The 12626-nt window shown below is 67.6% G+C and carries 7 protein-coding genes; all 7 read left to right on the forward strand.

The window, feature by feature from the left end; translation table 11 throughout:
- The first annotated feature begins 34 nt into the window (after window positions 1–34).
- The 7 genes from NCR39_RS27885 (at window position 35) to NCR39_RS27915 (ending at window position 12620) form a co-directional block, all read left to right on the forward strand.
- Window positions 35–1768: a ShlB/FhaC/HecB family hemolysin secretion/activation protein gene (locus NCR39_RS27885; protein WP_250455986.1), complete on the forward strand. Its 1734-nt coding sequence runs from the start codon at window positions 35–37 to the stop codon at window positions 1766–1768.
- Between the two features lie 20 nt (window positions 1769–1788).
- A complete protein-coding gene (locus NCR39_RS27890) occupies window positions 1789–7842 on the forward strand; it encodes a two-partner secretion domain-containing protein (protein WP_250455987.1) in 6054 nt (2017 codons plus the stop codon).
- A gap of 12 nt (window positions 7843–7854) precedes the next feature.
- Window positions 7855–8880, forward strand: coding sequence for a type VI secretion system protein TssA (gene tssA / locus NCR39_RS27895; RefSeq protein WP_250455989.1), 1026 nt, complete (start codon window positions 7855–7857; stop codon window positions 8878–8880).
- A 68-nt stretch (window positions 8881–8948) separates the two neighbouring features.
- Window positions 8949–9416, forward strand: a complete 468-nt coding sequence (locus NCR39_RS27900) for a DUF6484 domain-containing protein (protein ID WP_250455990.1) — start codon at window positions 8949–8951, stop codon at window positions 9414–9416.
- Between the two features lie 11 nt (window positions 9417–9427).
- The gene (locus NCR39_RS27905) at window positions 9428–10528 is read left to right on the forward strand and encodes a DUF2169 family type VI secretion system accessory protein (RefSeq protein WP_250455992.1); all 1101 of its coding nucleotides are present in this window, start codon (window positions 9428–9430) and stop codon (window positions 10526–10528) included.
- Window positions 10525–11547 carry a hypothetical protein gene (locus tag NCR39_RS27910; RefSeq protein ID WP_250455995.1) on the forward strand — a complete coding sequence of 341 codons (1023 nt, stop codon included), beginning with the start codon at window positions 10525–10527 and terminating at the stop codon, window positions 11545–11547. The genes NCR39_RS27905 and NCR39_RS27910 overlap by 4 nt, the downstream gene beginning before the upstream one ends.
- Window positions 11547–12620, forward strand: coding sequence for a PAAR-like domain-containing protein (locus tag NCR39_RS27915; protein WP_250455997.1), 1074 nt, complete (start codon window positions 11547–11549; stop codon window positions 12618–12620). The genes NCR39_RS27910 and NCR39_RS27915 overlap by 1 nt, the downstream gene beginning before the upstream one ends.
- Window positions 12621–12626 lie beyond the last annotated feature (6 nt).

A 12626-nucleotide genomic window follows, 5' to 3' on the forward strand; every position in this document is an offset into this window, starting at 1 on the left:
GATTTTCGATAACGACGCAGCAGTGAACGACGCCATGAATTCCTTCGCTATCCGTAATAAATCGAGTCCGTGCAGGCTCGCGCGCATGGCCGGCGCGAGCATCGCGTGTGCGGGCGCGTTGTCGGCGTGGGCGCAGCAGGTGCCGCTTCCCGGCACGCAGCAGACGCCGAGCGCCGGCACGCTGCTCAACGAGCAGCCGCGTCCTTCCACCGCCGCGCCGCCGCCTGGCGGAATGAACGCGCTGCCCGCGCCGCCTCCCGCCGCGCCGCCCGCGCCCGAGGGCCGCACGTTCACGTTGAAAAGCATCCGCTTCGCGGGCAACGAGTCGCTGCCGTCCGACGCGCTGCTCCCGCTCGTCGCGGACAAGATCGGCCAGGAAGTGTCGATCAACGATCTCAACGCAATGGGCGCGCGCGTCGCGGCGGCGTATCGGGAGCGCGGGTATCCGCTCGCGCAAGTGGTGATCCCGCCGCAGGACGTGACGCAAGGCGACGTGCTTTTCACCGTGCTCGAAGGCAAGATCGGCCGCGTGCAGCTGACCGTTGCGCCCGGCGCGCCGATCAAGGAATCGATGGTGCGCGCGCGGCTCGCCGCCATCGAGCCGGGCAAGCCGCTCAAGCAAGCGGAACTCGAACGCACGATGCTGCTGCTGTCCGATTTACCGGGCATTCGCGTGAGTTCGGCGCTGGAGACGGGCAGCACGCCCGGCACCGTCGATCTCGGCGTGACCGTGGAGCCGGTGCGCCGCTGGAACTTCGCGGTCGCCGCCGATGACTACGGCGCGGCGCCCGCCGGCCGCTGGCGGCTCGGCGCGGTCGGGCGGCTCGCGTCGCCGTTCGGCATCGGCGACAACCTCGACCTCAACCTGCTCGCCGCCGAACGCGCCGATACGGTCTACGGGCGCATCGGCTACGACGCGCCGGTCAACGCGTACGGCACGCGCGCGGGCATCGCGTATTCGCATCTGTACTACTACCTCGGCCAGAACTTCTCGGCGCTCGACGCCCACGGCGAAGCCGATGTCGTGACCGCGTCGGTATCGCATCCGCTCATCCGCTCGCGCGGCCAGAACCTGCTCTTGCGCGGCGCGCTGGAGTACCGGTCGCTCACGGACAAGATCGACAGCGTGAGCTTCGAGAATCCGCAAAAGCTGTACGTGGCGAGCGTCGGGCTGTCGTACGAAAGCCGCGACAGTTTGCTCGGCGGCGGCTTCAACAGCGCGGACGTGCAGCTTTCGTTCGCGCATCTGAATATCGATTCGGCGCTCGCGGAATCCATCGATCAAGGTCCGTTCGGCCGTCACGCGCAAGGCAACAGCGTGCGGCTGACGATGCAGGCGAACCGCCTCAACGCGATCACGCGCAACACGAGCTTCTTCGTGGGCATGTCCGGGCAATGGGCGAACCAGAACCTCGACAGTTCGTCGCGCATCACGCTCGGCGGGCCGCGCGCGGTGCGGGCGTATTCGCCGTCCGAAGCGGTCGTCGACGAAGGGCTGATCGGCACGGCGCAGCTTCGTTACGCGGTGATTCCGTCGCTCACGCTGTCCGCGTTCTTCGATATCGGCGTCGGCCGCTACAACGCGCGCTCGATTCCCGGACAAGGCGCGAACACGGTGACGCGCAGCGGCGCGGGCATCGGCGCGTTCTGGAGCGGGCCGTACGGCATCACGGTCGACGGCAGCATCGCCTGGCGCACGACCGGCCCCGACACCACCGGCGACGACAAGCTGCCGCGCGTGTACGTGCAGGTCTCCAAATCGTTTTAGGGTCTGTGAAGGAGCGCGCAATGAACGACACCACTTGCCTTCGGACCCGCAAGCATCGCCGCGAATGGGAACGTGCGATCAGACGTTTCGCCAAACGCGCCGCGCGTCAGGCGGGCGCGGAACTGAAGGCGTCGGCGCTATTGCCGCTTCTCGTGCTCGTCGCCGCGCCGGGCGCGTTCGCGCTGCCGGTCGGCGAGCAGGTGCAGGCGGGCAACGTCGCGATCAACCGGCCGAGCGCCACCGCGATGACCATCACGCAAGGCTCGCAGAAGGGCATCGTCAACTGGAACGGGTTTTCGATTCAGGGCAACGAGCGCGTGGACATTTCGCAGCCGTCGGCGCAGGCGGTGCTGCTCAATCGCGTCGTGGGCAACGAGGCGAGCCGCATCGCCGGGCAACTCAACGCGAACGGGCAGGTGTTTCTCGTCAACCCGGCGGGCGTGATGTTCGCGCGCGGGGCGTCGGTGAACGTGGGATCGCTCGTCGCCTCGACGCTCGGCATTTCCGACGACGCGTTCCTCGCCGGCAAATACCGCTTCACGCAGGGCGGCGCGGCGGCCGGGAACGTGTCGATCGAACCGGGCGCGGCGATCACGGCGGCGGCGGGCGGCGCAGTCGCGCTGCTCGGCGCGCAGGTGGACAACAGCGGGCGCGTCAGCGCGACGCTCGGCAAGATCGCGATGGGCGCGGGCAGCGACATCACGCTCGACTTCGCGGGCGACGGCCTCACGATGCTGAAGGTCAACGACAAGGTCGCCAACGCGCTCGTGAGCAACGCGGGCGTGCTGGAAGCGGACGGCGGCCAGATCGTGATGTCCGCGCGCGCCGCCGACGAAGCCGCCGCGAGCGTGCTCAACCAGACGGGCACGGTGCGGGCGAGAAGCGTGGAGGCGCGCAACGGGCGCATCGTGCTCGACGGCGGCACGTCGGGCGTGACGGAAATCGCGGGCAATCTCGACGCCAGCGCGCCGAACGGCGGCACGGGCGGGCGCATCGACGTGACCGGGCACGATGTCGCGTTGATGGACGGCGCGCGCATCGACGCGAGCGGCGCGCAAGGCGGCGGACGCGTGCGCGTGGGCGGCGGCGCGGCGGGCAGGGAGGCGGACATCGCGAATGCGGACGGCCTGTGGATGAGCCCGAATGCCCATGTATTCGCCGATGCGCTCGCCGCCGGCGATGGCGGCAACGTCGTGATGTACGCGACGCAGGCGGCGCGCGTCTACGGCGAACTCTCGGCGCGAGGCGGGGCGGGCGGCGGCAACGGCGGGCGCGTGGAGACATCCGGAGGTTATCTGGAGACGGACGGCGCGCAGATTCACGTCGATGCCCCGATGGGCCGCGGCGGCGAATGGCTGCTGGATCCGGCGAGCCTGCTGATCGTGAACACGAGGCCGAGCACGCTCGGCACGGCGGTGCCCGCGCTCGACCCGAACACGAACCGCGTCACGTTTTCGCCCGGCACCGCCGACAGCAGCGTGCTCGCGCAGGACGTGAGCAATCAGCTCAACAGCGGCAGTTCGGTGACGCTTTCGACGAGCAGCGGCGGCACGGGCCTTTTCAACGGCGACATCACGATGCAGCGCGGCACGAGCATCACGAAAACCGGACCCGCCGCCGCCAACGACGCCACGCTCACGCTGAGCGCCAACGGCTCGATCACGCTGCTCGGGACGATCGGCGGGGCATCGGTGGCGCAGGCGGGGGGTCCGAGCGTGCCGCCGAACGGAAGGCTGAACGTCGTGCTCGACGCCAACACGGGCAATGCGCCGGCGGGCGCGAGCCGGATCGTGCTCGCGGGGGCGTCGATCAGCACGAACGGCGGCTTTCTGACCATCGGCGTGCCGCAGGCGCAGGCCGGCACGCCCGCCGCCGCGACGAGCTTCGACGGCGCGGCGGTCGGCATCGCCAGTTCGCTGATCGATACGACCGTGCCGCAAGGGCCGAGCGGTCTCGCGAGCGGTTCCGTCACCATCAACGGGCAAGGCGCGCTGACCATTCCGAACACGAGCTTCGGTATCAGCGACACGTTCCTCGGCTTCGTGCCGAACACGCCGCTCGCGGCGGTCAACGTGCTGGATTCGTCGCTCGCCACGTCCGTCAGCGATATCTCGATCAGAGGGCAAGCGGGCAATGCATCGCCGGTTGCGCTGGGCGGCGTGTCGATCAGCGGGAACTCGCAGTTCAATACGACGAGCGGAAACATCGACATTCGCGGCGTCGCGCAAGTGGTGCCGACCATCTCGACGGGCCTCTCGACGAGCCTCTCGACGGGCGTGTCGGGCATCGGCGTCGCGCTCATTCCGACGACGGGCAGTACCGTGCAGTCGCCGAGCCTCGTGACGCAGTCGGGCACGGTCAGCATCGACGGCACCGCGCCGGACGTGACGGCATCGACTTCGGTGTCGGGCGCGGGCGTGCGGATCGAAGGCGCGACGATCAGCACCGCGACCGGCGATGTATCGGTGACGGGCCGCGCGCCCGCGTACTCCACGAACGTGCTCGCGGGCAGCAGTCTCGTGGATGGCGTGGACCTCGCCGGCACGCGCCTCGCGGCGGGCGGGCGCATGCTCGTGCAAGGCACGGTGCAGCCCGCGCCCAGCGCGCCCGTGCCTTTCGGCGTGCCGGGAACGGGCGTTTCGGTGACCGGCAACGCGAATACGCCGACGTCGATCACGTCGGCCAACGCGGACATCCGCATCTTCGGCGGCGGCAACGCGCTGCCGGGCGTGTCGCTGCAAGGCGATATCGGCGGCGGCAACGTGCGGCGGGTCGATGTCCGTACGACCAACGGCGATATCGACATTCGCGGCTACACGACGAATCAGCCCGACGACGGCGTGGTCTTCCCCGGCGTGCAGATCAGCGATGCGTACGTGACCGCGCAGGGCAACGGCCGTCTGCTGTCAATCACCGGGCAGACGCCCAGCACGTCGCCGGCCATCGCGCTCAACAACTCGGTGATTTCGGCGGGACGCGACCCGGACGCCTACGAAATCTCCGACACGGGCGGCACGCTCGTGCTGCGCGCCACGAGCGGCACGAACGCGCCCGCGCCCATCACGATCACGACGTCGCTCTCGACTGTGTCGCCGTCGCTGTTCGCGCCGGGCGGCAATCTCGTGTTCGTGCCGGGCGGCCTCGCGCCCGACACGTTCGATCTCGTCGCGCAGAACGCCACGCCGATCAACGTCGGCGGGACTGCCAGCGGCTTCACCATCACGCCCACGGTGCTCGGCCAGATTTCGCCGAACGTGCTGAACGTGCTCGCCGGATCGTCCACGCATACGGGGCCGATCACGCTGAATACCGCCGATCCCGCGCCGAACGCGCAGTCGCTCACGCTCGCGAACGGCGGCGCGGGCAGCGAGGGCATTTCGCTGCCCGCCGGCTTTTCCGGCAACACGCTGACCTTGCAATCCGCCGGCACGGTGACGGAAGGCGGCGCGGGCATCCAGGCATCGACGCTCAATCTGGTCGGGCCGGGCGTGTTCAATTTGACGGGCGCGCCGAACAGCGTGGCGTCGCTCAGCTTCTCGGGCACGCGCGACGTGACGATGACGAACGCGGGCGACATCGCAATCGCCAATCCGGCGGGCGTGACGTTCGATAACGCGACCGGGCGCGTCGTGCCGCCGACGGCGGGCGCGAACCCGACGCTCGCGGGCAGTCTCGATCTGCGCACGACCGACGGCGGCGAAAGCGGCACGGGCGACATCTTCGTGCCGGTGCCGATCGTCGAAACCGCGAGCGGCGCATCCACGCTCGCGTTTCATTCGAACGGCGTGCTGAATTTGCAGAACGACATCACGTCGACGGCCGGGCCGCTCGATATCGTCGCTGATGCGCGCAACGCGATCATCGCGCTCGGCAATGCGGGCGAAGGCCCGGCGTACCGCATCCGCTTCGCGACGAACGGCGGCCGCGTCGCGATGGGCACGGCGAACGGCGGCGCGAGCGGCTTCGACGGCGCGACGGTGCAGGTCCATTCGACGGACATCGACACGGGCGGCGGCAACGTCACGCTGCACGGCATCGCGCCCGCGCAGATTTCGACGGGCGACGGCGTGGCGTTTCCCGCGTTCGGCACGGCGTACGGCGTCGATCTGAACGACGCGACGATCCGCTCCGGCACCGGCAGCATCGACGTGCAAGGCCAGAGCCTGAACGCGGCGGCGAATCCCGGCGGCGGCGTGATTCTTCGGAACGCGGGCAACGCGGCGAACGTGAATCCGGGGCCGACGCAACTCGTCTCGCTCGCGGCGGATTCGGCCGATCCCGCGAACGGCAGCGCGATCCGCGTCTTCGGCGCGGCGAGCGGCGCGGGCAACAACGGTGTCGCGATGCTCGACGGCGCTTCGGTGCAAGCGCCGAACGGAACCGTGGATGTACGCGGCCACGCGACCGGCGCGAATCCTGGCGGATACGGCGCGCTGCTGTGGTCCGGATCGATCGCGGCGGCGAACGTGCGCGTCACCGGCTCGACGGATTCGGCGACGCCGGGCTTAGGCATCGGCGCGGTGAACGTGCCGCCGAACGCGGGATTCGCGGCCCCGGCGTTCTCTATCGGCGCGGGCGCGTCGGGCGCGGTCATCCTGCGTTCGGCGAACGGCGGCACGGACAGCAGCATCGCCGTGCGCAGCGCGCCGGGGTCCATCGCCGCGCCGGGCGGCACCATCGGCATCGCGCCGGCATCGGTCGATCCGTCGAGCTTCGCCGTGACCGCGCAGAACGACGTGCCGGTCACGCTCTTCGGCACGAGCGCGACAACGGGCCTGTCCATCGACGCAGAGAGCTATCAGGCGTTCTCGCCCGCCATCGCGACGCTCGTGCTCGGGTCGTCGACGCAGAACGGGCGCATCGTGGTCGAAGGCGCCTGCGCGGGCGGCGCGGGTTGCGCCGCGCGGCCCGCCGTCGCGACGAGCCTCACGCTGCAGAACACCGGCGCGAACAGTCAGGGCATCGATCTGCCGTCCGGCATCGCGCTTCCCGGCAAGACGCTCGCGCTCGATTCGTCCGGTGCCGTGACCGATCCGGGCGGCATCGCGGCGCAAACGCTGCTGCTCGCGGGCGGCGGCAACTTCGCTCTCGCCGATGCGGGCAACAGCGTCGGACTGCTCGCGCTGGCCGGCGCGCACGACGTGCGGTTTTCGAACGCGGGCGGCTTCGCGATCGGCGCGGCGAACGCGAACGGACTCGACGGCGCGGCGGGCAGCGTCGCGCAGATCGGCGGACCGCCCGCGAGCGTGACCGGCGATTTGACCGCCATCGCGGACACGGGCGCGATCGCGCTCGGCGTTCCCGGCGCGCCGACGACACTGAGCGCGGGCGGCAGCATCGACCTGGTGATGCAGCAAGGCCTCTTCCAGAACGATGCGGGCGGCACGCTGAACGCGGGCAACGCGTGGCGCGTGTGGGCGCTGTCGCCCAACGACGAGCGGCGCAACGGCGTGGAACCGGGCGGCGCGCTGCCGAACTTCTACGGCTGCCTCTACGGCGGCGTCTGTAGCTGGAACGGGCAGCCGTCGCAGAACGTCGTGCCGGCGAGCGGCAATCACTTCGTGTACGCGGACCGGCCGGTTGCGCGCGTCGTCATCGGCGATCAGGCGCGCGTCGAAGGCACGCCGAACGGCCCGTTCACGTTCGACGTCACCGGCTTGCTCGGCGGCGATCAGCGCGGCTCGGCGATCGCCGGCGGCGTGACCGGCACGTCCGCGACGACGAATTCGCCGCCCGGCCGCTATGCGATCAACGGCGCGTTCTCGTCGCCGGTCGGCTACGAGGTGGTCGTCGTGCCGGGCACGCTCACCGTCACGCCGATGGAGCTTCAGGGCGCGGTCTTCAATCGCAGCGGCCTGCAGCCGCTTTTCACGGCGCAGGAGCAGAGCTTCGTCTACGAAAGCAATCTGGGCGGCGTGAACATTTGCGTCGGCACGAACGAGCCGATCCTCGCGCTGCAACAGTCCGAAGGTCCGGCCGACACGCTCGCGGCGGAATGGAAGCGCGTGCGCTCGCGCCCGAATCTCAACAACTGCCTCGTCGTGAACGGGCAGCACGGCTGCGGCGAGTTCTAGAGAGGAGCCGGCATGATCGACGTCGAACCGCTGCTCGCGCCGGCCGCGATCGATCCGCCCACGGGCATCGATCTGGAATACGACGCGGCGTTTCTCGCCTTCGAAGCGCTCGCGCGCGAGCATCCCACGCGCCAGTTCGATACCCCCGCCGAGCCGCCGCCCTGGAACGACGTGCTCGAACAGGCCGAAGCGCTGCTCGCCCGCTCGAAGGACGTGCGCGTGGCGGTGGCGTGGACGCGCGCGGCGTCGCATGTGCATGGGCTGGCGGGTTTCGTCGCGGGCATGCGCTTGCTGACCGGGCTGATCGAGCGTTACTGGGACGGCCTCTATCCGCCGCTCGATCCGGACGAAGCCGGCGACGGCGGCGATGCCGCATTGCGCATCAACGCGCTTGCGCCGCTCGCGGATGCCTACACGCCGTTCGCGGAAGCCGAAACGCTGCTGCACGATCTGCGCGAATGCGAGGTCTGCCGCGTGCACGGCGAGCGCCTGACGGTGCGCGACATGCTGGTGGCGCAGGGACGGCTCGCGCCGCAGGAAGGCGCGAGCGCGGCGAGCCTGCCGCGCGTGGAAGGCATGCTCGCCGATGCCCTCGCGCACGATCCCGCCATGCGCGCCGATGCGCTCGATCTGCCGCGCGCGGTGGAGGCGCTGGCTGCGTGCATCGGCGAGAAGCTGGGCGCGGCGCGCGCGCCGTCGATGAGCGCGTTGACGATGACCGCGCGCTACATCGCATCGCCGTTCCGTGCGATGCCGGCCGCCGATGATCCCGCCGAACCGGCCGAAACGGAACAACCCGCGCCGCCGATGCATCGCGGTGTCGCGCGTCCCGGCGAGATTGCGTCGCGCGAAGCGGCCATCGCCGCGCTCGATGCGGTCTGCGCGTTCCTCGAACGCACCGAGCCGACGAGTCCCGCGCCGCTCTTGATTCGACGCGCGCGCGGGTTGATCGGCAAGGACTTTCTCGCGGTGATGCAGGACCTCGCGCCCGACAGCCTCGCGCAGATTCATCTGATCGCGGGAACTCGGCCGGCGTGACGTTCCGCGACGCTTGAAATTGCGGCGGCGACATTCGTCTACTGAGCAGCAAGCATGGAGAGAATGCGATGAGCGGACGCGATTTCATCGAGCCTTTGACGATGCCGGTCGTCGAAGGCGCTCGCATCGGCGAGCTTGTGGGATTCAGCGGCGAGGGCGCGCGTCCGCTCGTCGTGTATGCGGGGCAGCCGGGCGGCGCGGCGCTCGTCGCACGCAGCGTCGCCGATGTGCGCGGCGTGCATATCGGGCGCGAAGTGCTGCTCATTTTCGAGGCGGGCGATCCGGCGCGGCCCGTTATCGTCGGATGCCTTCAGGCGGATGAACCGTGGCCGCTCGACGAAGCCCCCGCGCAGGTCGAAGCGGACGCCGATGGCCAAAGGCTCGTGGTGACGGCGAAGGAAGAGATCGTGCTGCGCTGCGGACAGGCGAGCATCACGCTCACGAAGTCGGGCAAGGTGCTGATACGCGGCACGTATGTGTCGAGCCGGTCGTCGGGCGTGAACCGCATCAAGGGCGGCTCGGTGCAACTCAATTGACGCCTGCGAAGATGGAACTGATCAACGCCACCCGCATGGTCGCGGGCTACACGATGGGCACCGAGCCGAGCGGGCGCGAGTCGCTCGTGGTCGTGGTCAAGGGGACGTTTCATCTGCCCGCGCCGGGCGAAGCGGTGCGTCTCGCTGACGAGCAAGTGCCGCTCGTCATGGCCGATACCTTCACCGGCGAGCCGGGATTTTCCGCGCCGTACTACGAGGTGGACTACGCGCCGCGCAAGCCGCGCTGCGACGTGCTGCTGCTCGGATGCGCGCACGCGCCGGGCGGACGTCCCGCGACGCGCGTGCCGGTGGCTTTGCGCGTGGGGAACATGGTGAAGCAGTTCGCGGTGGTGGGCGATCGTGTGTGGCAGGCGGGCGCGACGCGCATCGAGCCGGGCGCGCCGGTGCCGTTCGTATCGAAGCCGATTACCTACGATTCTGCGTTCGGCGGCGTCGATCAGGAACACGAAGATCCGATGCAGCATGCGGCGTTCATGGCGAATCCGGTGGGGCGAGGGTTTCGGCGGCATCTGCGGCGCGAGTGGGTCGACGGGCGCTTGCTGCCGAATACCGAGGAGCTGGATCGGCCGGTGATGCGTCCGGACGAGGCGTATCGGCCGATGTCGTTCGGGGTGCTCGGGCGCGGCTGGGAGGCGCGGTATCGGCATGCGGGCACATACGACGATGAATGGATGAAGAAGCACTTTCCGTTTCTGCCGCCGGATTTCGACGAGCGCTATTACCAGGCCGCGCCGGAGGATCAGCAATTGGCGATGCCTGTCGGCGGCGCCGAAGTGACGTTGATCAACCTGACGGCGGATGGACGGCGCAGCTTCGCGCTGCCGGATTTCGAGGCGCCGGTGCTGGTGGTGCCGAAGCATGGCGAGCCGGAGGATTACCGGGCGGGCGTCGATACGATCGTGTTCGAGCCTGAACTCCAGCGGTTCACGATGAGCTGGCGCGTACGCAGGCCGCTCCGGAAGAACATGCTCGAGATCGCGCGGGTGCTGGTGGGGAGGAAGGGGCGGGAGTGGTGGCAGCAAAAGGGCGTCGTGGCGTTTCCGATACCGGTCATCATGGTGCCGATGGGCGCGAAGGAGCGATCGGCATGACGGGGCACGCTATCGCTATTCTCAACACGGGGCTTGTCACGAGCGTGGGGCTGTCGGCTCCGGCAACATGCGCCGCGATCCGCGCGAAGATCAGTAATCCGACGGAAACGCGATTCATCGGTTCCGATGGCGAGTGGATCATGGCGCATCAGGTTCAGCTGGAGAAGCCGTGGAGAGGACGCACGAAGCTCGCGAAGATGGCGGCGATGGCGATAGCGGAGTGTCTCGAAGGGGTGGACCGTGAAGCATGGAGGCACATACCGCTGCTTCTGTGCGTAGCGGAGGCAAACAGGCCGGGAAGAATCGATGGACTAGATCGTGAATTGTTCAGTCAGATCGAAGCCGAATTACAGGCTCGGTTCTGTTCAGCCTCGACTGTGTTCGCGATGGGACGTGCCGGCGTCGTCGCGGCGCTGGCCAAGGCGAGGCAGTTGACGAGTCAAGGCGACGTGCGATGGGTGGTCGTAGCGGCGACGGACAGCCTGCTCAACGGGCGCACATTACGTGAATTCGATCTGCAAGAACGAATACTGACCGAATCTAATTCGGATGCCTTCATGCCGGGTGAAGCTGCTGGGGCACTTCTGATTGATCCTTGCGCAACCGGAGAGGGCCTCAACTGTATTGGTGTCGGATTCGCGAAAGAAAGGGCGGCTGTCAACTCGCATGAGGCGCTGAGAGGCGAAGGTCTGACGACTGCGGTGCGTGCCGCGTTGATGGACTCCGGGCTGACGATGGAGGACATCAGCTTGCGCGTGACGGATATCGCAGGAGAGCAGTACTACTTCAAGGAGGCAGCGCTGACAGTCGCACGGACCTTGCGGAAAGCCAAGGCACGGCTCGACATCTGGCACCCGGCGGAATGCATTGGAGAAGTGGGCGCGGCGCAGGGAACGGTAGTCATCGCTACGGCACTCGCTGCATGCCAGAAAGGTTATACCGGGGGAAACATTCTGGCCCATCTGTCCAACGACGACGGGCTTCGCGCAAGTGCGGTGTTGCAGTATGGAGCGAGTTGATGGCTAACAAGGTATATGCCAACAAGCGGGAAGTGGCGTGCAAGCAAGGATCGGGCAAGTCCATCTGCACCTTCCCGGACACCTGTTTCACGCCACCGCAAACACCTGCGACGCCCACGGGAACGCCAGTCCCCTATGCCAACTCCAGCGTCGATGAAGACACGGCAGACGGGACGACTTCCGTGCAGATATCGGGACAGGAGGTGATGCTCAAAGACAAGAGTAGCCTCAAGAAAAGCGTAGGAAATGAGGCAGGCTGTGCGCCGCAGAAAGGTCTGGTCTCGACGACCAACAAAGGTGAGACGTTGTTCTGTTCCGGATCGATGAATATCACCGTCGAGGGCGAAAATTTGTGCAGGCATTTGGACACGACTACACATAATCAATGCTCGAAGGCAGTGCAGACGTTGACCTGGCCGTTTTTGTCGTCGCAGGCGATGCCTTCGGGCAAGGACCCATGCGAGACGGAGCGGGCCAAAGTGAAGTCCGAGTGCGCTGGACTCCCGTCCGAGGAATCATGCAAGAGTTCGTCTTGCAGTCATGCCCGATGCTGTGTGCTCGTCCCGTACGGCGGTCCCGGAAGCCCCAACTGTCCGTGCAACAACGTCTCCGGCGTACCGACGGAAACAGGGCACCATATGATCGAGCAGCACTGGATCAGACGGAACAGCAGGCATTTTCCCAAGTACAACGGGGACGATGCACCCACGGTGTGTGTCGAAGGAACGAGGTTCACGGGTCAGCATGGATTGTTTCATGCCGTGCAAGGCGCATATGAAGACTCGTTCCTGCCTCCGGGCCCTTTGCGGAAGTCCGGAACCAGACGCCCCGCAGGGATCAATCATGGCAAGAAAGACTGGAACTATGGAGAGGGCAAACGCGCCGCGCTGATGGCGCATAAAGCCGTTTTCGGACTGGACACCTGCAGTGAAGAATGTCTCATTGCACAAATGGATAGCTTTTATGGATCGGACAATGCCCGGCCTCTCAAGCGGTCTCGCACGAACAAGCGGCAAAGCATTAGAGACCGCCCCGACGCTACTGCATTCGTAGATATCTTTTTCCAGAATTAGGCGAAT

It is taken from the genome of Caballeronia sp. ATUFL_M2_KS44 (genome assembly GCF_023630965.1).
In the GTDB taxonomy this organism is placed as follows: Bacteria; Pseudomonadota; Gammaproteobacteria; order Burkholderiales; family Burkholderiaceae; genus Caballeronia; species Caballeronia concitans.

Coding starts and splice junctions, on each gene's coding strand:
- NCR39_RS27885 (WP_250455986.1), top strand. CDS start 35: ATGAATTCCTTCGCTATCCGTAATAAATCGAGTCCGTGCAGGCTCGCG.
- NCR39_RS27890 (WP_250455987.1), top strand. CDS start 1,789: ATGAACGACACCACTTGCCTTCGGACCCGCAAGCATCGCCGCGAATGG.
- tssA (WP_250455989.1), top strand. CDS start 7,855: ATGATCGACGTCGAACCGCTGCTCGCGCCGGCCGCGATCGATCCGCCC.
- NCR39_RS27900 (WP_250455990.1), top strand. CDS start 8,949: ATGAGCGGACGCGATTTCATCGAGCCTTTGACGATGCCGGTCGTCGAA.
- NCR39_RS27905 (WP_250455992.1), top strand. CDS start 9,428: ATGGAACTGATCAACGCCACCCGCATGGTCGCGGGCTACACGATGGGC.
- NCR39_RS27910 (WP_250455995.1), top strand. CDS start 10,525: ATGACGGGGCACGCTATCGCTATTCTCAACACGGGGCTTGTCACGAGC.
- NCR39_RS27915 (WP_250455997.1), top strand. CDS start 11,547: ATGGCTAACAAGGTATATGCCAACAAGCGGGAAGTGGCGTGCAAGCAA.